Source organism: Pseudomonas sp. DR208, assembly GCF_019823005.1.
Taxonomy (GTDB): Bacteria; Pseudomonadota; Gammaproteobacteria; order Pseudomonadales; family Pseudomonadaceae; genus Aquipseudomonas; species Aquipseudomonas extremorientalis.
Map to the genome: position 1 here is coordinate 4,678,238 of NZ_CP081944.1, position 24,833 is coordinate 4,703,070.

21 protein-coding genes are annotated in these 24,833 nt (G+C 61.9%); 10 read left to right on the forward strand and 11 right to left on the reverse strand.

Annotated features, from left to right (window positions below):
- Window positions 1-14 precede the first annotated feature (14 nt).
- The 7 genes from flgK to K5K89_RS21000 all read right to left on the reverse strand — a co-directional run bounded on the left by flgK (window position 15) and on the right by K5K89_RS21000 (window position 8,605).
- Complete coding sequence (flgK, locus tag K5K89_RS20970; protein WP_222540189.1) at window positions 15-2,060, reverse strand: flagellar hook-associated protein FlgK; 2,046 nt, start codon at window positions 2,058-2,060, stop codon at window positions 15-17.
- 10 nt (window positions 2,061-2,070) lie between these two features.
- The gene (gene flgJ / locus K5K89_RS20975) at window positions 2,071-3,342 is read right to left on the reverse strand and encodes a flagellar assembly peptidoglycan hydrolase FlgJ (protein ID WP_222540190.1); all 1,272 of its coding nucleotides are present in this window, start codon (window positions 3,340-3,342) and stop codon (window positions 2,071-2,073) included.
- Between the two features lie 4 nt (window positions 3,343-3,346).
- Complete coding sequence (locus tag K5K89_RS20980; protein WP_033901075.1) at window positions 3,347-4,435, reverse strand: flagellar basal body P-ring protein FlgI; 1,089 nt, start codon at window positions 4,433-4,435, stop codon at window positions 3,347-3,349.
- A gap of 27 nt (window positions 4,436-4,462) precedes the next feature.
- Window positions 4,463-5,158: a flagellar basal body L-ring protein FlgH gene (gene flgH / locus K5K89_RS20985; protein ID WP_015885208.1), complete on the reverse strand. Its 696-nt coding sequence runs from the start codon at window positions 5,156-5,158 to the stop codon at window positions 4,463-4,465.
- Window positions 5,159-5,211: 53 nt separating this feature from the next.
- Complete coding sequence (flgG, locus tag K5K89_RS20990; protein ID WP_025855853.1) at window positions 5,212-5,997, reverse strand: flagellar basal-body rod protein FlgG; 786 nt, start codon at window positions 5,995-5,997, stop codon at window positions 5,212-5,214.
- 58 nt (window positions 5,998-6,055) lie between these two features.
- Window positions 6,056-6,796: a flagellar basal body rod protein FlgF gene (locus tag K5K89_RS20995; RefSeq protein WP_071491292.1), complete on the reverse strand. Its 741-nt coding sequence runs from the start codon at window positions 6,794-6,796 to the stop codon at window positions 6,056-6,058.
- A gap of 246 nt (window positions 6,797-7,042) precedes the next feature.
- Window positions 7,043-8,605 (reverse strand): sigma-54-dependent transcriptional regulator, encoded by a 1,563-nt coding sequence (locus K5K89_RS21000; RefSeq protein WP_071491293.1) that lies wholly within the window; start codon window positions 8,603-8,605, stop codon window positions 7,043-7,045.
- 257 nt (window positions 8,606-8,862) lie between these two features.
- Between K5K89_RS21000 and phhA the strand changes: the two genes are divergently transcribed.
- The 3 genes from phhA (at window position 8,863) to K5K89_RS21015 (ending at window position 11,301) form a co-directional block, all read left to right on the forward strand.
- Entirely contained in the window at window positions 8,863-9,654 is a 792-nt protein-coding gene (phhA, locus tag K5K89_RS21005; protein ID WP_092243009.1) for a phenylalanine 4-monooxygenase, read from the forward strand.
- Window positions 9,655-9,751: 97 nt separating this feature from the next.
- A complete protein-coding gene (locus tag K5K89_RS21010; RefSeq protein WP_010208721.1) occupies window positions 9,752-10,108 on the forward strand; it encodes a 4a-hydroxytetrahydrobiopterin dehydratase in 357 nt (118 codons plus the stop codon).
- On the forward strand, window positions 10,108-11,301 hold the full coding sequence (locus K5K89_RS21015) for an amino acid aminotransferase (protein WP_222540191.1): 1,194 nt from the start codon (window positions 10,108-10,110) through the stop codon (window positions 11,299-11,301). The genes K5K89_RS21010 and K5K89_RS21015 overlap by 1 nt, the downstream gene beginning before the upstream one ends.
- A 61-nt stretch (window positions 11,302-11,362) precedes the next feature.
- Here the strand turns inward: K5K89_RS21015 and K5K89_RS21020 are convergent, their stop codons facing one another.
- The gene (locus K5K89_RS21020) at window positions 11,363-12,172 is read right to left on the reverse strand and encodes a UDP-2,3-diacylglucosamine diphosphatase (protein ID WP_071493772.1); all 810 of its coding nucleotides are present in this window, start codon (window positions 12,170-12,172) and stop codon (window positions 11,363-11,365) included.
- A 137-nt stretch (window positions 12,173-12,309) separates the two neighbouring features.
- Between K5K89_RS21020 and K5K89_RS21025 the strand changes: the two genes are divergently transcribed.
- The 3 genes from K5K89_RS21025 to K5K89_RS21035 all read left to right on the forward strand — a co-directional run bounded on the left by K5K89_RS21025 (window position 12,310) and on the right by K5K89_RS21035 (window position 14,457).
- Entirely contained in the window at window positions 12,310-13,059 is a 750-nt protein-coding gene (locus tag K5K89_RS21025) for a helix-turn-helix transcriptional regulator (RefSeq protein WP_071491297.1), read from the forward strand.
- 99 nt (window positions 13,060-13,158) lie between these two features.
- On the forward strand, window positions 13,159-14,043 hold the full coding sequence (locus K5K89_RS21030) for a DMT family transporter (protein ID WP_092242999.1): 885 nt from the start codon (window positions 13,159-13,161) through the stop codon (window positions 14,041-14,043).
- Between the two features lie 132 nt (window positions 14,044-14,175).
- On the forward strand, window positions 14,176-14,457 hold the full coding sequence (locus tag K5K89_RS21035; RefSeq protein WP_093122281.1) for a hypothetical protein: 282 nt from the start codon (window positions 14,176-14,178) through the stop codon (window positions 14,455-14,457).
- A gap of 42 nt (window positions 14,458-14,499) precedes the next feature.
- Here the strand turns inward: K5K89_RS21035 and K5K89_RS21040 are convergent, their stop codons facing one another.
- Window positions 14,500-14,787, reverse strand: coding sequence for a SelT/SelW/SelH family protein (locus tag K5K89_RS21040; protein WP_058424930.1), 288 nt, complete (start codon window positions 14,785-14,787; stop codon window positions 14,500-14,502).
- Window positions 14,788-14,871: 84 nt separating this feature from the next.
- Here K5K89_RS21040 and K5K89_RS21045 point away from each other — a divergent pair, with 84 nt between their 5' ends.
- Window positions 14,872-17,061: a patatin-like phospholipase family protein gene (locus tag K5K89_RS21045; RefSeq protein ID WP_222540192.1), complete on the forward strand. Its 2,190-nt coding sequence runs from the start codon at window positions 14,872-14,874 to the stop codon at window positions 17,059-17,061.
- A 229-nt stretch (window positions 17,062-17,290) separates the two neighbouring features.
- Here K5K89_RS21045 and K5K89_RS21050 read toward each other — a convergent pair whose 3' ends face one another.
- Window positions 17,291-17,725: a MarR family transcriptional regulator gene (locus K5K89_RS21050; protein WP_058424932.1), complete on the reverse strand. Its 435-nt coding sequence runs from the start codon at window positions 17,723-17,725 to the stop codon at window positions 17,291-17,293.
- Between the two features lie 121 nt (window positions 17,726-17,846).
- On the reverse strand, window positions 17,847-19,973 hold the full coding sequence (recQ, locus tag K5K89_RS21055) for a DNA helicase RecQ (RefSeq protein ID WP_071491301.1): 2,127 nt from the start codon (window positions 19,971-19,973) through the stop codon (window positions 17,847-17,849).
- A gap of 265 nt (window positions 19,974-20,238) precedes the next feature.
- Here recQ and K5K89_RS21060 point away from each other — a divergent pair, with 265 nt between their 5' ends.
- The 3 genes from K5K89_RS21060 (at window position 20,239) to K5K89_RS21070 (ending at window position 24,818) form a co-directional block, all read left to right on the forward strand.
- Entirely contained in the window at window positions 20,239-20,826 is a 588-nt protein-coding gene (locus K5K89_RS21060; RefSeq protein WP_058424934.1) for a YecA family protein, read from the forward strand.
- 20 nt (window positions 20,827-20,846) lie between these two features.
- Window positions 20,847-21,230 (forward strand): YbaN family protein, encoded by a 384-nt coding sequence (locus K5K89_RS21065; RefSeq protein WP_222540193.1) that lies wholly within the window; start codon window positions 20,847-20,849, stop codon window positions 21,228-21,230.
- 117 nt (window positions 21,231-21,347) lie between these two features.
- Window positions 21,348-24,818 (forward strand): PAS domain-containing hybrid sensor histidine kinase/response regulator, encoded by a 3,471-nt coding sequence (locus tag K5K89_RS21070; protein WP_222540194.1) that lies wholly within the window; start codon window positions 21,348-21,350, stop codon window positions 24,816-24,818.
- The last annotated feature ends 15 nt before the right edge of the window (window positions 24,819-24,833 follow it).

Genomic DNA, 24,833 nt, shown 5'->3' on the forward strand with positions numbered 1-24,833 from the left:
CGTCCCTGGCTCCCTTAAAGACTATTGATCAGCGTACTGAAGGTTTCTTGCGCAGCTTTGATGATCTGCGACGACGCGGTGTAGTACTGCTGGAACTTGATCATGTCGCCCGCTTCTTCATCCAGGTTGACCTGGGATACCGAGTTGCGTGCGTCCTGGTTGGCCTTGAGCAGTGCGCCCGTAGCGGTGGTGTCGGTAATGCCCGAAGCAGCCTTGGCACCGACGGTCGATACCAACCGGCTGTTAGCCGCCACCAGGCTCACACCGCCGCCACTACCATCTGCCAGGCCGACGGTGGCCTTGGTCTGCAGGTCAAGCAGCGCCTGGGCGTTACGGTTATCCGACTTGCCCGAAGCATTGAAAGAAAAAGTCGTGCTGTCGCCATCGGCGGGCGCTCCACTGACAGCGGTATCGAACTTGAAGCTCTTGGCCGGCACCACCAGTGCACCGTTGGCGTCACGCATCGGCACATCAATGGTGATCTTGTTGGTTTGGCCTGGAATGATGCTGCCCGTGCCGATCGGGTTACCTTGGGCGTCGTTGACCGTGTAGGTCTGGGTGCCGTCGGCTGCGGGTTTACCAAACACCATTTTTACCGGCATCGAGTGCTCAATGCCGGTCCGCAGCTGAGCCGTATTGGCGCCACCATGAATATCGATAGGCACCGTCAGGGTTGGCGGCGTGAAGGTGCCGGTACCCTGGTTGGTCTTGCTGCCCTCACCCAGCAACGGCCCGGCGAACGCGATTTTATTCGCATCCTTCAAATCCGTGCCGATGTTGGTGGCGCCGTTGGCGGTAGGGCTGACCTTAAAGCTGTCGCCCGCGGCCATCGGCCCCTTACCGTCCAGGGCCAGGGTAAAACCATCAATCACCGGCGGCGGCGTGGTATTGGTGTCGAACGCGCCCATGGATTTGCCGTCGGAACGCGTGACGGTGTAGTTGTTGCCGCTGGTGAACGTAACTTTATAGTCGTAGGGAGTCAGCTTGCTGGTATCGCTGATGCTCACATTCAGGTTACCGGAGCCCGCACTGTTACCAGCCGCGCCCACGCTACGCTGCGCAATGGCAGCGGCGCTGTTGATGTCCGTGAACAACGACGAACCAAAGTCGCCATTCAGGTCAACGCCCTGACCCAGCTGGCTGTTGATCGTGTCCGCAGTAACAATTGCGATACGCCCCAGGTCATTGATGGCAGGCATCAAGACATCGCTGCGATAACGCAGCAAGCCGCCAATACTGCCGCCGCTGAGTACATTGCCCAGATCCACCGAGGTCCCACCGCCCGCATTGAGCTGGATGGTGTACTGGCTCGGGTCGCTCGAACTCGGCACTGCTGAAATGCTGTTGGATTGATCGCCCAGCACCAGGGACTGGCCTGTGCCGGTACTGACACTGAATACGCCGTTCTTCTCGACGGCAGTGACGCCCACCAGCTCATTCAGCGAGCGTACTGCCTCATTACGCGCATCCAGCAAGTTGGCTGGAGCGCTGTTGCTTGAGCCTTGTGCCTGGGTGATCTGCTTGTTCAGGGAGGCAATCGAAGAGGTCAACTGGTTGACCTGATCGCTCATGGTCTTCAACTGACCGTTGATCGACTCTTTTTGCTGGTTCAGTTGGGTCGAAATCGAGTTGAAACGATTGCTCAACGTCTGGGCACTGGTCAGCAACACCTGCCGCGCGGAAACATCGCTGGGATTTGCCGCAGAGGTCTGCACCGCAGCGAAGAACGCACTGAGTACCGAAGACATGCCGGTGGTCTTATCCGACAGGGTTTTGTCGATGGCGCTGGCCTGGCTCGAATAAGCCTTGGCATCATTGTTGAGCGCCGTGCTGTTCTGGTAGGCCGCATCGAGGAATTCGTTATAGACCCGGCGCACGTCAGCCAAGGTCGTACCGCTGCCGATGAAAACGCCACCGTACGGGTTTGACGCACTCGCATTCTGAGTGGTCTGCTGGCGCGAGTATCCCGAGGTATTGGCGTTGGCAATGTTATTACTCAAGACCGACAGCGATCCTTGAGAGGCATTGAGCCCTGACATCCCGATACTGAGCAAACTCATGGTTCAGACCTTATAAATGTGTGGTTGCGCCAGCGGCAGCGTAATTCTGGTAACTGTCCATCGTTTTGGCGATCTGCGAAATCTTGCTGGCATAGGCCGGGTCGGTGGCGTAACCGGCTTTTTGCAACTCGCGGACAAACTGTTCCGGGTTGTCGGCCGATTTGATGACTTCTTTATAGCGATCATTGCTTTGCAGCAAGGTCACCAGATCATGGAAGCTGTCCTGGTATGAGTCGTAGGAACGGAACTGCGCCGTTTCCTTGACCATCGCCCCATCGCGGAACTCGCTGGTGATCGCACGCGCCTGGCCGCCCTGCCAACTCTGGCCAGCCTTGATGCCGAACAGGTTGTGGCTGCTGCTGCCGTCTTCGGCGCGCATCACCGATTTACCCCAACCGGTTTCCAGGGCGGCCTGGGCCACCAGGTACTTCGGGTCGACACCGATGCGCGCGGCGGCCGCCTTGGCCATCGGCAACATGGTGGCGACAAATTCATCCTGCGAGCTGAAGGCCTTCTTCGCCGGCGCCAAGGGTGGCTGGGCCACGGCGCGACCGTAGACCTGCATGCGCCCGCTCGGCACGGCGAAGGTGCGCGCGCTGCTGTTGATCACGTTGTCATCGGCCACGCTGTTGCGCAGCGGCGCGCTTTTGGCATCGATAGCAACGGGCGCGTTCGGCACGATGCCGGCCAGCAGGCGATCGGTCAGCTTGCTCGGCAAGGCGATGCGACGCTGGTTCATCAGCTCCATGTCATTGCTGTGGGACGCCGCAGCGCCGACCTGCGGCTCAGCCACGCGGTACGCCCACAACGGACGCTGGCCATTGGAGCGGCCCAGCGGCCCTTCGGCCTGGGTGCCTGCCGCGATTTCCGTCGGCACGTCGACCTTCTTCCCGGGTTCAGCGCCTGCCGGCCCCTGCAGGGTGGCGGCCTGGGCCTCCACCGGTTTGTTTTTCTGCATCTGGCGCATCAGCACGTCGGCCAGGCCGATACCACCGCCCTCGCGGGACATCGAGACGGCCAGCTGCTGGTCGTACATTTCCTGGTATTGCTTGGCGGCCGGCGTGTTCATCGGGTTGTCTTTACCCAGCGCCTCGGTAGCCGAACGCATGGACTTGAGCATCTCGCTCAAGAACAGCGATTCGAACTCCTGCGCGACCTTGCGCATGTTGCCTTCGCTGTTCTTGTCGGCACCGACCTTGAGCTGGTTAAGCCGGTTCAGGTCGGAGTAAGACCCCGAATCCGCCGTGCTGCTGATCCCGCTCTTGCGCATATCCATGACCATGGCCTCAGATCACGATCAGGTCGGCTTGCAAGGCGCCGGCCTGTTTCAATGCTTCGAGGATCGCCATCAAGTCGCCGGGCGCTGCGCCCACCTGGTTCACCGCGCGGACAATCTCGTCCAGGGTGGTGCCAGGGCCGAACTTGAACATCGGCTTGGCTTCTTGCTGGGCGTTGACGCGCGAACGCGGCACCACCGCCGTCTGGCCGTTGGACAACGGCCCAGGCTGGCTGACGATCGGGTCTTCGGTGATGGTCACGGTCAGGCTGCCGTGGGTCACGGCCGCAGGCGAGACCTTGACGTTCTGGCCGATCACGATGGTGCCGGTGCGCGAGTTGATGATGACTTTGGCCACGGCCTGGCCGGGGTCGACTTCAAGGTTTTCCAGGATCGACAGGTAGTCGACGCGCTGGCTCGGGTCCAGCGGCGCCGTCACACGGATCGAGCCGCCGTCGATGGCCTGGGCCACGCCCGGGCCGAGCATGTCGTTGATCTTGTCGACCACGCGCTTGGCGGTGGTGAAGTCGGAACGGTTGAGGTTCAGGGTCAGGCTGTTGCCCTGGTTGAAACCACTTGGCACGGTACGTTCAACCGTGGCGCCGCCCGGGATACGCCCGGCCGACGGCACGTTGACGGTGATCTTCGAACCGTCGCGACCTTCGGCGTCAAACCCGCCTACCACCAGGTTGCCCTGGGCGATGGCGTAGACGTTGCCGTCGATACCCTTGAGCGGCGTCATCAGCAAGGTGCCGCCGCGCAGGCTTTTCGAGTTACCAATGGACGACACGGTGATGTCCACCACCTGGCCCGGTTTGGAGAACGCCGGCAGGTCGGCGCTGATCGACACTGCCGCGACGTTTTTCAGCTGCACGTTGCCCGACCCCGCCGGCACCTTGATGCCGAACTGCGAGAGCATGTTGTTGAAGGTCTGCAGGGTGAACGGGGTCTGGGTGGTCTGGTCACCCGTACCGTTGAGCCCCACCACCAGGCCGTAGCCGATCAACTGGTTGGAACGCACGCCGGAGATGCTGGCGATGTCCTTCAGGCGCTCGGCCTGGGCGACAGCGCTCAAGGAAAGCAGGAGTGCGGCCGCCATCAGCTGTTTGAAGTTCAAAGTGGCCACCTAGAAAGGGAACAGCGGGCTAAGGAAGAAACGGTCGAACCAGCCCGGCTGGCTTGCATCAGCAAACGAACCCGTACCCGAGTAGGTAATGCGTGCATCGGCAATCCGTGTGGACGGCACAGTGTTGTCGGTGGAGATGTCATCGGCACGGACCATGCCGGCAATGCGCACCAGCTCGTCACCGGTGTTGAGGGTCATCCACTTTTCACCGCGCACGGCGATGATGCCGTTGGGCAGCACATCGGCCACGGTAACGGTGATCGAACCGGTCAGGCTGTTGCCCTGCCCCGCCGAACTCTTGCCGTTGGTGGCGCGATCACCGCTGTAGCCGGCGCTCAGACTCAGGTCGCCATCGCCCAGCGGGTTGTTGGTGTTCGGCACGGCACCGAACAACGAGGTCAGGCCGATACCGGTCTTGCTGGTCTTGCCCACCTGGGAGTTGGCGTTCTTGCTGGCCTGGGTCTTCTCGTTCAGGGTGATGGTGATGATGTCACCGACCCGGAACGCCTTGCGGTCGCTGTACAGGTTCTGTTCGAAACCGGCCTGGTAGATCGAGCCATTGTTGGCCGCCGCCGGCAACGGCGTGCGTGGCAACACCGGCGCGTAGTACGGGTCATTGGGTTTTGGCGTCGGGGCGACACAGCCCGCAAGCACGGCAATCCCACTCAATGCCAGAACAGAAACATAGCGATTCATGACCCTTACCTCACGGTGTTGCAGGCGCCGTCAAGAGCGCCCCATAGACTTGATTACAGATTCTGCGTTACGAACGAAAGCATCTGGTCGGCGGTGGAGATCACCTTGGAGTTCATCTCGTAGGCGCGTTGGGTGGTGATCATGTTGACCATCTCCTCAACGGTGCTCACGTTGGAGGTTTCCAGGGTGCTTTGCAGCGTGGTGCCAAAACCGTTCAGGCCAGGGGTGCCGATTTGCGGCGCGCCGCTGGAGGCGGTTTCCAGGAACAGGTTGTTGCCCATGGCCTGCAGGCCGGCCGGGTTGATGAAGTCGGCGGTCTGCAGGTTGCCGATCACTTGCGACGCGGGGTTGCCGGCCACGGTGATCGACACGGTACCGTCGTTACCGACGGTGAAGGTCTTGGCGTCGGCTGGAACGATCACGGCCGGCTCCAGGGCGAAACCGTTGGCGGTCACGATCTGGCCGTTGGAGTCCAGGTGGAAAGTACCGTCACGGGTGTAGGAAGTAGTGCCGTCCGGTTGCAGGATCTGGAAGAAACCACGGCCGTTGATGGCCATGTCCAGCGGCTGGCCGGTCTGCTGCAGGTTACCGGCGCTGAAGTTCTTCTGGGTGCCGACGATCTGCACACCGGTACCCAATTGCAGGCCGGACGGCAGTTCGCTGTCCTGGGTCGACTGGGCGCCTGGCTGCTTCTTGATCTGATAGAGCAAGTCCTGGAACTCGGCACGGTCACGTTTGAAACCCGTGGTCGACACGTTGGCCAGGTTGTTGGAAATGGTGGTCAGGTTGGTGTCCTGGGCGGACAGGCCTGTTTTGGCAACCCATAGAGCCGGAAGCATGCTGTTCTCCTTCGTGCGCCTGTTTGTTGGCGCTGCGCCGCAAAATTAGTGTGTTGGATCAGCTCATCTGCATGACGCGTGTCATGGCCTGATCGTCTTCTTTAGCGCTGTTCATCATCTTGATGTGCAGCTCGAACTGCTTGGAAAGCGCCAGCACCGCAGTCATCTCTTCCACGGCATTGACGTTGCTCGCCTGCAGGAAGCCCGAGGTCAGCTTGACGTTCGCGTCGGCCTGGGCCGGCTGGCCATCCTTGGTGTGGATGGTGCCGTCGAGGCCTTTATTCATGTTCTTCAGGTCCGGCTGGACCAGCTTGATGCGGTCCACTTCGGCCATCACCCGCGGGCCTTCGCCCATGGCACGGATGCTGATGGTGCCGTCGGCACCCACTTCGATTTTCTGCTGGGGCGGCACGGCAATCGGGCCACCGTTGCCCATGATCGGCATGCCGTTGCCGGCGCGCAGCACGCCCAACGCATCGACGTTCATGCTGGCGCTGCGCACGTAGGCTTCGCTGCCATCAGGGGTCTGCACGGCCAACCAACCGTCACCGTTGACGGCCACGTCCAGGTCACGGCCGGTCTCGATCATGGCGCCAGGGGTGAAGTCGGTGGCCGGACGCTCGGTCATGGCAAACGCCCGCGCCGGAAAGCTGTCACCGAACACCGGCATCGAACGCGCCTGCTCCAGGTCACGTTGGAAACCATTGGTGGAAATGTTCGCCAGGTTGTTGGCATGGGCCTTCTGCGCCAGAGCATTCTGGCTGGCGCCGGTCATTGCCACATAAAGGTACTTGTCCACGCTTCTTCCTCTTTCTGACGGACGCTTGCCGCCCACCGCTGTACTGATGAGGCTTAAGCAATTTGCGAACCAACTTTTGAAAATAGCGAGAAGTGCAGGCGGGGCGGGGCTTTGCCGTGAGGTGGGGTGAATTCCGCATTGAGCGCGAGTCGAAAAAACGGCGGACTACTGCCGCCTGCGGCAAGCCCCGTCCTTGAAAACGACAAAGATCAAATGTGGGAGGGGGCTTGCCCCTCCCACATTGGGTTATTTATCGGTCTTGAGGATTTCGTAGTCGCGCAGCTTATTGGCGATGGTGGTGTGCGACACCCCCAGGCGCTTGCCCATCTGCCGACTGCTGGGATGCTCGGCGTACAAGGCTTCCAGCACCGCCTTCTCGAACCGCCCGACAATTTCTTCCAGGCCACCCTCCAGCGAAAAATCGCCAAGCGGCTGACGCACGCCATAGTCCGGCAACCGGATGTGCTCGACCTTGACCGTCCCGCCGTCGCACAACGACACCGCCTGGAACAGCACGTTTTCCAACTGCCGCACATTGCCTGGCCAGTGGTAATGACTGAGGCGCTCCATTGCGGCGGGCGCCAACCTGGGCAGCGGGCAACCGATCTGTCGGCTGGCCTGGTCGAGAAAGTGCTCGACCAGCGGCGCCAGGCCGTCCAGGCATTCGCGCAACGGCGGGATATGCAAGGACAGCACATTGAGGCGGTGATAGAGGTCCTGGCGAAATTCGCCACGGGCGCACAGCTCGGACAAATCCACTTGGGTGGCGCAGATCACCCGCACATCGAGGTACACCTCTTCATCGCTGCCGACGCGACGGAAGCAACCGTCCTGCAAAAAGCGCAGCAGTTTCACCTGCAAGCGCGCGCTCATTTCCCCTACACCGTCGAGAAACAACGTACCGCCCGCCGTCAGCTCCAGCAGGCCGAGCTTGCCTTCGGCCCGCGCGCCCTCAAACGCGCCAGGGCCGTAGCCGAACAGCTCGGTTTCGGCCATCGACTCAGGCAGGCCGGCGCAGTTGAGCGCCATCAACGGCGATTGCCCACGCGGGCTGGCCAGGTGACAGGCCCGCGCCAGCAGTTCCTTGCCGGTGCCGGTTTCGCCTTCTATTAATAGCGGCGCGTCCAGCGGCGCCATGCGCCGGGCTTCGCGCACCACCGCGGCCATGACTTTGGAGCTCTGGAAGATGCTGTCGAAGCCACGCAGTTCCTGCTTGCGCACGTTGTAGATGCGCTCACCGACGCGGTCGGCGCGGTGCAGGGTCAATACAGCACCGGCCATGGCCTCGCTGTCGTCATGCTCGGAGGATTGCAGCGGCGCGATGTCCGCCAGGAACACGTCGCCCTTGACCTTGACCCGCAGGCCGTTGATCCGCGACTTGCTCGCGCGCACCAGTTCCGGCAAGTCGAAGTCCTCGGCATAGCGCGACAACGGAATGCCCGGCACTTCATCCACCCGCACCCCGAGCAACTGCGCCGCCGCGCGGTTGGCGGCGACGATGGAGCCGCCCATGTCGATGGACAATACCGGAAACTCCAGGGCGCCCAGCAGTGCATTGAGTTCCATATGCCGGCGCTCGCTGGGCATCAGCCCGACTCTTTTGACGCCAAACACCCCGGCAATCGCCTCGAATTGCGGGCGCAGGGCCTGAAACTGCATGTTCACCAGGTTCGGGCAGTACAGGTAAATGGCGTTGCCATGCTCCCCACCGACCTCGCCCTTGGCGACGTTGACGCCGTATTCCACCAGCAGGTTGAGGATGTCCCGCAGGATGCCGATACGGTTCTGGCAATGCACTTTGATACGCATGAGGAGGCCCGAAAAATGGGGAAGCGCCGCGTCTTTTTGTCGCTGGGCGCAGATAGTCGTCAAGATTATGTGACAGGCGGAGTGACTTTCCCAGCCCAATGCAACGGCCAGCCCCACAAGCGTAACGAATACTTTACGGAAAATGGTAAGTTTTCCTACGCCAAGGCGTTTTAAACAGATGGAATCCGGCCTCGCCCGGGTTATCAATAGGCTCATCGCAGGACATAACAAGAACGAATGCCTAGCAGGAGAGCCGTATGAAGCAGACGCAGTACGTGGCCCGCGAGCCCGACGCGCAAGGTTTTATCCACTACCCGCCGGAAGAACACGCGGTGTGGAACACCCTGATCACTCGCCAGTTGAAGGTGATCGAGGGTCGCGCCTGCCAGGAATACCTGGACGGCATTGATAAGCTCGGCCTGCCACACGATCGCATCCCGCAACTGGGTGAAATCAACAAGGTGCTGGCCGAGACTACCGGCTGGCAGGTCGCCCGTGTGCCGGCGCTGATTCCCTTCCAGACCTTCTTCGAATTGCTCGCCAGCAAGCAGTTTCCAGTGGCGACCTTTATTCGTACCCGCGAAGAACTGGACTACCTGCAAGAGCCGGATATTTTCCACGAGATTTTCGGCCACTGCCCGCTGCTGACCAACCCCTGGTTCGCCGAATTCACCCACACCTACGGCAAGCTCGGCCTGGCGGCCACCAAGGAGCAACGGGTGTATCTGGCGCGCCTGTACTGGATGACCATCGAATTCGGCCTGGTGGACACGCCCGCAGGTCGGCGCATCTACGGCGGCGGCATTCTGTCATCGCCCAAGGAGACCGTGTACAGCCTGTCGTCCGAGCCCGAACACCAGGTGTTCGACCCGCTGGAAGCCATGCGCACGCCGTACCGCATCGACATCCTGCAACCGTTGTATTTCGTGTTGCCCAATCTGAAGCGCCTGTTCGAAGTGGCGCAGGAAGACATCATGGGCATGGTCGAACGCGGTATGCAGTTGGGTCTGCACGCGCCGAAGTTTCCACCGAAACCCAAAGCGGCTTGAACCTTACATCTTCAGGCCAGGTGAGTCTGTTCCCTGGCCGCGCGTTGCTTTAGGGTGACGCTACTGATCTTCAAACACTCGAATTCAGGACACCATCATGACCACCTTGAACCAAGCCCATTGCGAAGCCTGCCGCGCCGATGCCCCGCAAGTCAGCGATGAAGAACTGCCGGTACTGCTCAAGCAGATCCCTGACTGGAACATCGAAGTCCGCGACGGCGTGATGCAACTGGAAAAGGTTTTCCTGTTCAAGAACTTCAAATTTGCCCTGGCGTTCACCAACGCCATGGGTGAAATCTCCGAAGCCGAAGGCCATCATCCTGGCCTGCTCACCGAGTGGGGCAAAGTCACCGTGACCTGGTGGAGCCACTCCATCAAGGGCCTGCATCGCAACGACTTCATCATGGCCGCCCGCACCGACGAAGTGGCCAAGGACGCCGAGGGCCGCAAGTAATGCACTTCGATGCCATTGGCCGCGTACCCGGCGACCCGATCCTCGGGCTGATGGACCTGTACGCCCAGGACGCCAACCCGAACAAGTTCGACCTGGGCGTGGGCGTCTACAAGGACGACCAGGGCCTGACGCCGATTCCGCACTCGGTGAAACTGGCCGAGCAGCGCCTGGTTGACACACAGACCACCAAGACCTACATCGGCGGCCACGGCAATGCCGCATTCGGCAAGCTGATCAGCGAACTGGTGCTCGGCGCCGACTCCCCGCTGCTGCGCGACCGTCGTGCCGGCGCCACCCAGACCCCAGGCGGCACCGGTGCCCTGCGTTTGAGCGCCGACTTTATTGCGCACAACCTACCGGGCCGTGGCGTGTGGCTGAGCAACCCGACCTGGCCGATCCACGAAACCATCTTCGCCAAGGCCGGCCTCCCGGTCAGTCATTACCCCTACGTGGGCGCTGACAATCGCCTGGACGTGGCGGCGATGCTCGCCACTTTGTCCCGCGTGCCCCAGGGCGATGTCGTGCTGCTGCACGCCTGCTGCCACAACCCGACCGGTTTTGACCTGTCCCAGGATGACTGGCGCCAGGTGCTGCAGATCGTGCGCGAGCGCCAACTGCTGCCGCTGATCGACTTCGCCTATCAGGGCTTTGGCGATGGCCTGGAGCAGGATGCCTGGGCGGTGCGACTGTTCGCGGCCGAGTTGCCGGAAGTGCTGGTCACCAGCTCCTGCTCGAAAAACTTCGGCTTGTACAGCGACCGTGTCGGCGCGCTGATCGTGTGCGCAGCGGATGCCGAGAAACTGACGGATGTGCGCAGCCAACTGGCGAACACGGCGCGCAACCTGTGGTCAACGCCGCCGGACCATGGCGCGGCGGTGGTGGCGACGATCCTGGGTGATGCCGAGCTGAAAAAGCAGTGGAGCGACGAGGTCGAGGCCATGCGCTCGCGGATCGCGCACCTGCGTTCCGGGCTGGTGGAGGCGTTGGCCCCCCATGGTCTGTCGGAGCGGTTTGCGCACATTGGGGCGCAGCGTGGGATGTTTTCCTATACCGGCCTGAGTGCCGGGCAGGTTAAACAACTGCGGGAGAAACACAGCGTGTATATGGTGAGTTCTGGCCGGGCGAATGTGGCAGGGATTGATGCCACGCGGTTGACGCTGCTGGCCGAAGCCATCGCCGACGTTTCCCGCTGACGAAACCCGGAATGAATATGGGAGAGGGCTTGCCCCTCCCACATCTGGCTTGTGTGCAACTTCAGCCCGCGACCATTTCGGCCTTGAGCTGCGCTTCCTTGGCCTGCGCATCCGCCAACCGATACAACTCGATACTCCCATCCCAGTGCTCGATCAATGCCGTGCACGACTCCACCCAATCCCCGCAGTTGAGGTAGTCCACCTCGCCCACCTTGCGGATCTCCGCATGATGAATATGCCCGCAGACCACCCCGTGCAGCTCGCGCTTGGTCACTTCGTGGGCGATGGCTTCTTCGAAATCGCTGATGAAATTCACCGCCGTCTTGACCTTGTGCTTGAGGTACGCCGACAGCGACCAGTAGCCATAGCCATAGCGCGCCCGCCAATGGTTCAGCCAGCGGTTGAGCGTGAGGGTGAATTCGTAGGCCGAATCGCCGAGGAATGCCAGCCAGCGGTGATAGCGGGTGATCACGTCGAACTGGTCGCCGTGGATCACCAACAGATGGCGGCCATCGGCAGTCACATGAATGGCTTCGTCTACCAGTTGGATATTGCCCAGGATCAGCTTGGAATAACGGCGCAGGAATTCGTCGTGGTTACCGGTGACGTAGATCACCTCGGTGCCGCGCTTGGCCATGGTCAGCAGGCGACGGATCACGTTGGTGTGAGCCTGGGGCCAATACATGCCGCCACGCAGTTTCCAACCGTCGATGATATCGCCCACCAAGTAGACCTTGTCGGCGTGATAGCCCTTGAGGAACTGCGACAGATGCTCAGCCTGGCAATCCCGCGTGCCCAGGTGCACATCGGAAATCCACAGGGTACGCACCCGTTGCTTGCGGCTGGGCTTGGTGAACTCGGCACTGGTCATGGGCATCCCTCGACGGTGTTTTCGCGAGCTTGCGCCCTGGCGATTAATAGCCCATGACAACTGTGCGTCAGTCTGATGACAGCGCCTGCCGGCCGCAAAGCGTTGTAGACTGCCGGCTTGCCAGCATGGAGACCACTATGGGACCCGCCCTCACCCTGCGCCATTACCTCGAAGCGCCCCTCGCCCACAGCCATGACCATGCGCAGTTGGTGTTCGGCCTGTCCGGGCACCTGGACCTGGAAGTCGATGGGCGTGGCAGCCAGGTCCGCGAAAGCAGCGTGATGGTGCTGCCCTTCTCCGCCCACCATGCGTGCGGCAGCCGTGATGGCAGCCGCTGCCTGGTGCTGGATGTGCCCACCGAGCATTGGTTGCTGCAATCGCTGGGCGAACATGCCGACGCCAGCCGCCGCTTGCTCGACCAACCGGCGCGGCTGGCCCTGGATACGCGGCAGAACCAGTTGGTGCAATGGCTGGCGCACAGCCCGGTGGATGACCCGCTGATCGTCCAGCAAGGCGCCGTGCTGTTATTGGCCAGTCTCAATCATCCCCAGGCCCAACCCCTTTCGGCACGGCGTCTGCCGTACGCGGCGTTCAATGCGCACATCGAGCGCCACCTTGCGCACCCGCTGCAGGTGGCGGACCTGGCGCGCATCGCTGACCTGTCGGTGGCACGCTTGCATGCCCGCTTCATCGCCGAATGCGGACAAACGCCGATGGACTACATCCGCAGTCGGCGCCTGCACATGGCCTTGGACCTGCTGCGCCAAACGCCGTTGCCCATCGGCGACATCGCCGATCGCGTCGGCTACACCTCGCAAAGCGCCTTTGCTGCCGCGATGCTGCGTGAGTTTGGCGCGTCGCCGGGGGCTTTGCGACGCAACGCGTAGGAAGAGTCCTGCGATAAAAAACGCGAGCCGCACGACAGACATCCGCACCGGCGACCCACTAGACTGCGCACTTGCCACCCGCTTGTCTCAAGGATCGCAATGACTCCCCGCTCAGCCCTCGGCGCCCTGCATATCGGCGCATTGATGTTTGGCCTAACCGGCGTATTCGGCAAACTCGCGGCCGCTTCGCCAGCCATCATCGTGTTTGGTCGCGCGGCGTTTGCCGTGGTGGCCCTGGCGGTGTTTGCCCGGTTCGCCAGCAACACGGCGTGGAAGATACTGGAGCTGCGCGACTGGCGCCGGCTGCTGGTGAGCGGTGTGTTGCTGGCGGCGCACTGGGTGACCTTCTTTATTGCCGTCAAGGTAGCCGGTGTGGCCGTCGCAACCTTGGGCTTCACCGCGTTCCCGGCGTTTACCGTAATCCTCGAAGGGCTGATTTTCCGCGAGCGGATCCGCACCAACGAAATTGTACTGGTGGCGCTGGTCAGCGTCGGGCTGGTGCTGGTCACCCCGGACTTCAACCTTGCCAGTGAAGCCACGGGCGGCTTGCTCTGGGGGATCGCCTCGGGGCTGTTGTTTTCACTGTTATCGCTGAACAACCGCGCCAGCTCCGGCCGCATCCCCGCAGTGCAGGCGGCCTTGTGCCAGAACGTGGTGGTCGCGGTTTGCCTGTTGCCGGTGGCGGCACCGGGGTTAACCGAGGTACGGGCAATCGACTGGCTATGGATCGGTTTGCTCGGCGTGTTCTGCACGGGCCTGGCCCACAGCCTGTTTGTCGCCAGCCTCGCGGTGATCAAGGCGCGCACGGCTTCGGTGGTATTTGCCATGGAGCCGGTCTACGGCATCACCGCTGCCTGGTTGCTGTTTGCCGAAACGCCGACGCTGCGCATGCTGCTGGGCGGCGCACTGATCATCGTCGCCATTGTGCTGTCGGGGTTGATGGGCAGCGCCAGCCAGGCCAAGCAGCCCACTGCAACGGCCTGATCTATACTTTAAACATCCGCAACAGTCAGCAGTCGTTCAACGGATATCCGACAGCTCGATGACAGCCTGGGTGTGTTCTGAAGTTGCTGCAAGCGAGTGGTCACAACCTCAACGCGATGCGGGAGCTTTACCATGGAAATGCTCATCAGCTTATTGGTACAGATCATCAGCGGGGCAGTCGGCGGCAACGTCGCCGGCATGACCAAACAGAGCCTCGGGACTGGGCTCAATACACTGATCGGGGGTGTCGGCGGACTGGTGTTGGGCCAGGTCGTCGCGGCATTCACGGGCACCTCGGGCGGTGAAGCGCTGGATGTGGCGGCAGTTGGCAGCAACATTGTAGGGGGTGGTATAGGCGGCCTCATACTGACGTGGCTGATTGGCTTCATCAAACAAAAGATGGCCGCCAAATAGGGCCGCACCAGAGGGTCACCGCCCTTGATAGGGCGGTGACGTTCACTGCGTACGGTCGTTGTGCCCCAGGTCACGCTGCGGGTCGATCCGGTCGCGTACGCGCTGCTTGAGCACCTTGGCTTCGGGAAAGCCCCCGTCCGCCTTGCGCTCCCAGATCTGTACGCCATCACAGGTGATGCGAAACGCGCCGCCGGTGGCCGGCTCCAGTGAGACCTTGCCCAGGTCATCGGCAAACGTACTCAACAGTTCCTGCGCCAGCCACGCGGCACGCAGCAGCCACTGGCACTGGGTGCAATAGGTGATGACGATCTCGGGTTTGCTTGTGGACATAATTTGAAAGGCTCCTGGCATGACGGGCTCGACGGATCGAATGGCTATAATACCGGCCTTTATCGCCCAGCCCCGAGATTCCTGATGCGCCGCCTGCTGTCCTGCCTGTTGCTGTGCCTGTTCCCTCTGCTTGCCGACGCCGTTGAACCGCCCCGTCCGAAAATCGGCCTGGTGCTGTCTGGCGGCGCCGCCCGAGGCCTGGCCCATATCGGCGTGCTCAAGGCGCTGGAAGAACAAGGCATCCAGATCGACGCGATTGCCGGCACCAGCATGGGCGCGGTGATCGGTGGGTTGTATGCCTCTGGCTACAAGATCGATGAACTGGAAAAGCTGGCGCTGAGTATCGACTGGCAACAGGCCCTGTCCGACGCACCGCCGCGGGAAGACGTGCCGTTCCGGCGCAAACAGGATGACCGGGACTTCCTGGTCAAGCAGAAACTCAGCTTTCGCGACGACGGCAGCCTGGGCCTGCCACTGGGTGTGATCCAGGGCCAGAACCTGGCGCTGCTGCTGGAAAGCATGTTCGCCCACACCAGCAACACGCGTAACTTCGACAAGTTGCCCATCCCCTTCCGGGCGGTGGCGACCGACATCACCACCGGCGAGAAGGTGGTGTTCCGCAAGGGCCACCTGCCCCAGGTGATCCGCGCCAGCATGTCGATCCCGGCGGTGTTCGCACCGGTGGAACTGGACGGTCGGCTGCTGGTGGACGGCGGCATGACCGACAATATCCCGCTGGATGTGGCGCGAGAGATGGGCGTAGACATCGCCATAGTCGTGGACATCGGCACCCCGCTGCGTTCGCGCAAGCAACTGGCCACGGTGGTGGATGTGCTCAACCAGTCCATCACCTTGATGACCCGGCGCAATTCCGAGGAACAACTCAAGGACCTGCACCCCAAGGACGTGCTGATCCAGCCGCCTCTCGCCGCCTATGGCGTGACCGACTTCGGCCGCGCCAAGGACATGATCGACGCCGGTTACCGCGCCACCCGTGCCCTTGACATGCGCCTGGCCCACCTGCGCCCCGCCGAGCCGGTCGACCCGCAATTGGTGGCCGCGCGCACGCCGGGCGAACGCACCCCGGTGATCACCGCGATCAGCGTGGAGAACGACTCGAAAGTCAGCGACGACGTGATCCGCTACTACATTCGCCAACCCCTGGGCGAACCGCTCAACCTGGGACGCCTGCAAACGGACATGGGCACCCTGTACGGCCTGGATTATTTCGAGCAGGTGCAATACCGCGTGGTCAAGAAGGGCCAAGACAACACGCTGGTGATCAGCGCGCGGGGCAAGCGCAGCGGCACCGACTACCTGCGCCTGGGCCTGAACCTGTCGGATGACATGCGCGGCGACAGCGCCTTCAACCTCGGCGCCAGCTACCGCATGAATGGCATCAACCGGCTCGGTGCGGAATGGCTCACGCGGGTGCAGATCGGGGATCGCCAGGAGCTGTACAGCGAGTTCTACCAGCCGATGGACACCGGCTCGCGCTACTTTGTCGCACCGTACATCAGGGCCCAGGCGCAGAACGTCGAGCTGATCCTGGACAACGACCCCATCTCCGAATACCGCTTGGAACGCTACGGTTTTGGCTTGAACGTCGGCCGCCAGATCGGCAACAGCGGCGAGATCCGCTTCGGCGTCGGCGAAGCCTGGGGCAAGGCGGACGTGCGCATCGGCGACCGCGACCTGCCCAGCGTGAGTTTCAGCGAAGGCTTCTATGAACTGAAGTACTCCTTCGATTCCCTGGACAACGTGTACTTCCCCCACAGCGGCGAAGACATCGGCCTGGCCTTGCGCGAATTCGAACCGGGGCTGGGCTCGGACCAGCGCTACCGCCAATGGGAGTTCAAGCTCGACAAAGCCATGAGCCACGGCCCGGACACCCTGGTGCTGGGTGGACGCTACGGGCGCACCCTGGATGATTCGGATGTGGTGATTTCCAGCTTCCTGCTGGGCGGGGCGCGACAGCTGTCGGGCTTCCGCCAGGATGCGATCTCGGGGCAGAACGTCAGCCTGATGCGGGCGGTGTACTACCGCAGGCTTACGCCCCGTTCGTACTTGCCACTGGATTTCCCGTTGTACCTGGGCGCTTCACTTGAACGCGGCCGGGCGTGGAACAACGACAACGAATTCGACAGCGGCTATATCAACGCGGCGAGTATTTTCCTGGGGTTCGATACGCCGTTGGGGCCGCTGAATTTCAGCTATGGATTCAACGATGACAACCAGAAGGCGGTGTATCTGAACCTGGGGCAGACGTTTTAGCGTCTTGCACAGAACCCGTGTGGAGAGCGGCGCTATTGTGGCGAGCGGGCTTGTCCCGCGTTGGGCTGCGAAGCGGCCCCAAAAACAGACGACTGATTTCTAGCTGAAAAAACGCGGTGACTTTAGTGGGGCTGCTTCGCAGCCCAACGCGGGACAAGCCCGCTCGCCACAACAAATCTGCTCACCACCACAGCACCGCTGGCCACAGCAAGCCCGCCCGGTGGTTTCTTCAGGACTTTTCCAGATTCGCCAGGATGTGCCCGTGCACGCGCATGCACACGCTCAGGTCGGCTTCGTCCACCCCCACAAACAGCTCGTGGCGCAGGGCGGTGGCAATGGTTTCGATTTGTTCGATCAGGGGGCGTGCGGTATCACACAGCACGATGCGCTTGGCACGACGGTCTTCCACCACCGCCTGGCGTTGCACCAGGCCTTGGCCTTCAAGGCTGTCCAGCAGGCGAGCCAGTGTAGGCCCTTCGACGCCGACGCTTTGCGCCAGCTCACGCTGGGTGGGTGCTTCTTCAAAACGAGCCAAGTGCAGCAGAACCAGCCAGCGCGCCTGGGATAAACCAAGCCCCGCCAGACGGCGGTCCAGCTCGGCGCGCCACCCACGGGACATTTGCGCCAGCTGCATGCCAAAACGATGTTGATCGGTTAAAGACATAAAAAACTCATTGTTTAGACTGAAAATAAAGTGTGGCTAATTATTAGTCAGCTAAGCATGAGCTTTGCCCATAGGCAAGAGTTGCTATGTACTGATTCGTTACATTGTCGTAATTGCCACACTAAATTTCGAACTCAGACTGCAAAGCCGCGCGCACGCAGTACAAAACCCCCTCTGGAACACGCCCGGTAAACAGCGGCGCAATCTCCGCAACAGGTGGTAATTCACCCTCGCCGTCGAGGAACGCATCCTGGATCTCGCCGAGCAGATCCTCTGGCAAATCAAGGGCCTGCTCCAACGACAACTGCTGCTTGCCGATGGATTCGGCAAGCAAGGTGTAGACGTTTTTTTCCGAACATTGCAACTGACCGGCGATCTGGATCGGGGTCATGCCGGCGCGTGCCAGGCTGATCAGTTCGTGGCGGATATCGGCGACCTCCTTTGGCGCTTCGGCCTGGCCGCCGAGCACTTCGAGGAACGCCTGGCCGTAACGCTCCAGCTTTCGCGCACCCACGCCGCTGACGCGCGCCATCTCGGCCATGGTGGTGGGCTGTTCGCGCAACATTTCCAACAACGTCGAGTCGGGGAAAATGACGTACGGCGGCACGCTGTGTTCCTGGGCCAGTTTGCGGCGCAGGGTGCGCAGGGCTTCCCACTGTTCGCGTTCCTCGCCACGCACCAGTTGGCTGGCCTGACTGGTGCTGGTCTTGGCGGTGGTCTGCGGCTTGAGGTCGCGGCGTAATTCCAGGCTGACCTCGCCTTTCAGCAAGGGCCGGCAACTGTCATTCAGACGCAAGCCGCCGAATCCTTCGATGTCGATGTCTACCAATCCACGCGCGACCATCTGCCGGAAAAGAGAACGCCATTCGCCTTCGGCGCGGGCCTTGCCAACGCCAAAGACCGAGAGTTTCTCATGACCAAAGCTGCGCACTTTCTCGTTGTCCTTACCCAGCAAGACATCCACCAAGTGGCCCACGCCATAACGCTGGCCGGTGCGGTAGATAGCGGACAAGCCCTGACGCGCCGGCTCGGTGGCATCCCAGGTCTGCACGCCATCGACGCAGTTATCGCAATGACCACAGGGTTCAGGCATGTCTTCATCGAAATATGCCAGCAGGGTCTGGCGCCGGCAGCGGGTTTCCTCACACAGCGAGAGCATCGCGTCGAGCTTGTGCTGCTCCAGGCGCTTGTGTCGCTCGTCGCCTTCGGAGTTCTGCAACATCTGCTTGAGCATCACCACGTCTTGCAGGCCGTAGACCATCCACGCATCCGCCGGCAAACCGTCACGGCCGGCACGCCCGGTTTCCTGGTAGTACGCCTCGAGGGATTTGGGCAAATCCATGTGCGCCACGAAGCGCACGTTGGATTTGTCGATGCCCATGCCGAACGCGATGGTGGCCACCATGATCAGGCCTTCCTCGTTGAGAAAGCGCTTCTGGTGCGCCGAACGCGTTTCGTTGGGCAGGCCGGCGTGGTACGGCAGCGCCGGGTAGCCCTGCTCGCAGAGAAACGCAGCCACTTCATCGACCTTCTTGCGCGACAGGCAATAGACGATGCCCGCGTCGCTGCGCCGCTCGGAGAGGAACGCCAGCAACTGCTTGCGCGGCTGCTCCTTGGGCACGATGCGATAGAAAATATTCGGTCGGTCGAAGCTTGAGAGGAAGCGTTCGGCGTTCTGCAAATGCAGGCGCTCGACGATTTCTTCCCGGGTGCGCTTGTCGGCGGTCGCGGTCAGCGCAATGCGCGGCACATCGGGAAACAGCTCCGCCAATTGGCCGAGCTGCAAATACTCGCGGCGGAAGTCATGACCCCATTGGGAGACGCAGTGGGCTTCATCGATGGCGAACAGGGCGATTTCCAGGCTCTGCAAAAACGCCAGCATGCGCGGCTGTACCAGGCGCTCGGGCGCCAGATAGAGCATCTTCACTTCACCGCGCTTGATGCGCGCGGCCAGGTCACGCTGCTGTTCGGCACTGAGGGTGGAATTCAACGATGCGGCGGCGACACCCAGCTCTTCCAGGGTTGCCACCTGGTCGTCCATCAATGCGATCAAAGGCGATACCACCACCGCCAAGCCATTGCGCAACAGCGCCGGCACCTGGAAGCACAATGACTTGCCGCCACCGGTAGGCATCAGGACCAGTGCATCACCGCCACTGGCCACGCGCTCAATGATCGCACCCTGGCGGCCACGAAAACTGTCGTAGCCGAAGATGTCCTTGAGGACGCGTTGAGCCTGCTCGAGCATGTAAAACTCCAAAATGGTGCCGAAATCCCTCTGTACAGGCTGGCCGAAAAAACACGCTTTCACGGGAAATAATCCGTAAGCGAAGTTTTCGCGGGCTGGCGCTTGGCCTGCAAGGGCATCACAAAACGCGGCAGTATACCCGAGCGATCTGCGGCAAAGGGCATCACTGACGAATAGCCGCCACGATCTAAAATGCCGTGCGGCTGGCCTGGGCGCTCAAGAAAGCCTAGAATTCAGCATCGTTTATTCCCAAGGTAACTCTTCAATGTCCTTCGCTGAGCAACTAACCCGCCTGCAAGCCTTCCTCGACGCCGATGAGCTGCATGACGAGGCGCTGGACTACGTGGCCGCCCACGGCTACCTGACCGCCTTGTCGATCTGCTCCGAGGTCGTGCCTGACCGTGAATGGATCGACGCGCTGTTCGCCGAAGAGCCGCACTACACCGACGCCGCCCAACGCGAAGAAATCGAAGCGACCCTGCTGGCCCTCAAGGCCCACATCGGTCGCCAGTTGGCCTCCGACGAAGAGTTCGAGCTGCCGTGCGAACTGGACCTGGGCGAAGAGCCGGATGACTCCGACCTGCGCGGCTGGTGCATCGGCTTCATGGAAGGCGTGTTCCTGCGCGAAGCCGCCTGGTTCGAAACCGCCGAGGAAGAAGTCAGCGAAATGCTGCTGCCGATCATGGTCGGTTCGGGTCTGTTCGACGACCAGCCGGAGTTCTCCGACATCGCCGCCGACGCCAACCTGATGGACGACATGATCGTGCAGATCCCGGAAGCCCTCACCGCGCTGTACCTGCTGTGCAACGCCCCTGACGAAAAACCGGCGATCCTCAAGCCACGTCACCACTGAGTCGTTTGCCCGTGACACCCATGGGCAACCGTCCGCTGCTCCTGCGCTACCTGCTGCTGGCCATTGGTTGGCTGAGCGTAGCGCTGGGGGTCATCGGCATTTTCCTACCGGTATTGCCGACCACGCCCTTCCTGCTGCTCGCCGCCGCCTGCTTCGCCCGAAGCTCCCCGCGTTTCTACCACTGGCTGGTGCAACACCCGCGCCTTGGCCCGTGGATCCGTGATTACCTGGACGGCAACGGCATCCCGCTCAAGGGCAAGGTCTACGCCATCGGCTTGATGTGGCTGAGCATCGGCGTGTCCTGCTATTTAGTGCCCCTACCGTGGGCGCGCGGCTTCATGCTGACCAGCGCCGTGCTGGTGACAATCTACATCCTGCGCCAGAAAACCCTGCCACAGCGCTGAATGACCTGCGACATTCGATCCCACACGACCTTGGTCGACACTGACTAACCCCAGGCATCATGCGAGACTGTCCAACCGGGCCTGGAATGCCCGGGCGTTCCTATGCTCGGAGTTACCATGACGCTGTCCAGCGGGCTGATCGCCGCCGTTGCCCTGGCCTATATGGCCATTATGTTTGCCATCGCCTTCTACGGTGACCGTCGCCGTGCGCCACTGCCGCCGCGCATGCGTGCCTGGGTGTACAGCCTGTCGCTGGCAGTTTATTGCACCAGTTGGACCTTCTTTGGCGCCGTAGGCCAGGCCGCCGAACAGCTGTGGGCGTTTTTACCGATTTACCTGGGGCCGGTGCTGCTGCTGGTGCTGGCACCCTGGGTGCTGCAGAAGATGATTCTGATCAGCAAGCAGGAAAACATCACCTCCATTGCCGACTTTATTGCCGCACGCTACGGCAAATCCCAATCGCTGGCGGTGGTGGTCGCACTCATCTGCCTGGTCGGCGTATTGCCTTACATCGCCCTGCAACTCAAAGGCATCGTGCTGGGGGTGAACCTGTTGATCGGCGCGGGCGCGGACACCACCGGCACCCGCGCCCAGGACACCGCGTTGATTGTGTCGCTGGTGCTGGCGCTGTTCACCATCGTGTTTGGTACGCGCAACCTCGACGCGACGGAGCACCACCGGGGCATGGTGCTGGCGATCGCGTTTGAATCCCTGGTCAAGCTGTTCGCCTTTCTGGCGGTCGGCGCGTTTGTGACCTACGGCCTGTACGACGGTTTCGGCGACCTGTTCAGCCAGGCCATGTTGGCGCCACGGCTGGAGGAATACTGGAAAGAGACCGTCAACTGGCCGTCGATGGTGGTGCAGACCGGCGTGGCAATGATGGCGATCATCTGCCTGCCGCGGCAGTTTCATGTCACGGTGGTGGAAAATATCGACCCTCAGGACCTGCGTCTGGCCAAATGGGTGTTCCCCGCCTACCTGATCCTGGCCGCTCTGTTTGTAGTACCGATCGCCCTGGGCGGCAAGATGATGCTGCCGGGCTCGGTGCTGCCGGACTCCTACGTGATCAGCCTGCCCATGGCCGAAGCCCACCCGGCGCTGGCGGTGCTGGCCTTTATCGGCGGCGCCTCGGCGGCCACCGGCATGGTGATTGTGGCGAGCATCGCCCTGTCGACCATGGTCTCCAACGACATGCTACTGCCGTGGCTGCTGCGCCGCTCCAGTGCCGAGCGCCCGTTCGAAGTGTTCCGCCACTGGATGCTGTCGGTACGCCGAGTCAGCATCGTCATCATCCTGTTGCTGGCCTACGTCAGCTACCGCCTGCTGGGCTCCACCGCGAGCCTGGCGACCATCGGCCAGATCGCCTTTGCCGCCGTGACTCAACTGGCACCGGCGATGCTCGGTGCGCTGTATTGGAAACAGGCCAACCGACGCGGCGTGTTTGCCGGGCTGGCAGCGGGCACTTTCCTATGGTTCTACACCTTGGTCCTACCGGTAACGGCGAAAAGCCTGGGCTGGTCCCTCAGCCTTTTCCCAGGACTGACGTGGATGCATTCCCATCCACTGGGTCTGTCCGTCACGTCGTTGACCCTGGGCACCGTGTTCTCGCTGGCGGGCAACTTCACGCTGTTCGTGTGGGTGTCGATGCTGTCGCGCACACGGGTTTCCGAACACTGGCAAGCCGGGCGTTTTATTGGCCAGGAAATCAGCCAACGCGTCAGCGCCCGCTCGATGCTGTCGGTGCAGATCAGTGATTTGCTCAGCCTGGCCGCGCGCTTTGTGGGTGAAGAACGCGCCCAGCAGAGTTTTATCCGCTTCGCCTATCGTCAGGGCAAAGGCTTCAACCCCAACCAGAATGCCGACAACGACTGGATCGCCCACACAGAGCGGTTGCTGGCCGGTGTACTCGGTGCCTCCTCGACCCGTGCCGTGGTGAAAGCCGCCATTGAAGGGCGGGAAATGCAGCTGGAGGACGTGGTACGCATCGCCGACGAAGCCTCGGAAGTGCTGCAGTTCAACCGCGCCTTGCTGCAAGGCGCTATCGAGAACATCACCCAGGGTATCAGCGTGGTCGACCAGTCCCTCAAGCTGGTGGCCTGGAACCGGCGCTACCTGGAGCTGTTCAACTACCCGGATGGACTGATCAGCGTCGGTCGGCCGATTGCCGACATCATCCGCTACAACGCCGAACGTGGCTTGTGCGGGCCAGGTGAGGCCGAAGTGCATGTGGCGCGACGCCTGCACTGGATGCGCCAGGGCCGTGCGCACACGTCTGAACGCTTGTTTCCCAATGGTCGCGTGATCGAGCTGATCGGCAACCCGATGCCCGGCGGTGGCTTCGTGATGAGTTTCACCGACATCACTGCGTTCCGTGAAGCCGAGCAAGCCCTTACAGAGGCCAACGAAGGCCTGGAACAACGGGTCACCGAGCGCACCCACGAACTGTCGCAGTTGAACGTGGCGCTCACCGACGCCAAGGGCGTGGCCGAGTCCGCCAGCCAGTCGAAGACGCGTTTCCTGGCGGCGGTCAGCCATGACCTGATGCAACCCCTGAATGCCGCACGCCTGTTCTCCGCCGCCCTCTCCCACCAGCAGGACGGCCTCTCCAGCGAAGCCCGGCAATTGGTGCAGCATCTGGACAGCTCACTGCGTTCCGCCGAAGACCTGATCAGCGACCTGCTGGATATTTCGCGCCTGGAAAACGGCAAGATCAATCCGCAGCGCCAGCCTTTTGTGCTTAACGAACTGTTCGACACCTTGGGCGCCGAGTTCAAGGCGCTGGCCCAGGAGCAAGGTCTGCGCTTCCGCCTGCGCGGCAGTCGTTTGCGCGTGGACAGCGACATCAAGTTGCTCCGCCGGATTTTGCAGAACTTTCTTACCAACGCATTCCGTTATGCCGACGGCCCGGTGCTACTCGGCGTACGCCGACGTAAAGACGAGCTGTGCCTGGAAGTGTGGGACCGTGGCCCGGGAATCCCACCGGATAAACAAAAGGTGATCTTCGAGGAATTCAAGCGCCTGGACAGCCACCAGACCCGCGCCGAGAAAGGCCTGGGGTTGGGCCTGGCGATCGCCGACGGCCTGTGCCGCGTGCTGGGCCACCGCCTGAGTGTGCGTTCATGGCCCGGCAAAGGCAGCGTATTCAGCGTGCGCGTGCCGCTGGCCCGCAACCAGACCAGCCCGCAGGTCAGGACGCCGCAGGAAACCGGCCTGCCGCTGAGCGGTGCGCAGGTGCTGTGCGTGGATAACGAAGAGAGCATCCTGCTCGGCATGCGCAGCCTGCTGACGCGCTGGGGCTGCGAAGTCTGGACCGCCACCGACCAGGCGCAATGCGCGGCATTGCTGGCCGATGGCGTGCGTCCGCAACTGGCGCTGGTGGACTACCATCTGGACCATGGCGAAACCGGGACTGAATTGATGGGTTGGCTGCGTGCGCAATTGGCGGAGCCGATTCCCGGCGTGGTGATCAGCGCCGACGGCCGTCCGGAGATGGTGGCCGAGGTGCATGCGGCGGGGTTGGATTACCTGGCCAAGCCGGTGAAACCGGCAGCGTTGCGAGCATTGTTGAGTCGGCATCTGCCTTTGTAGGAGACGGCAGGCCGA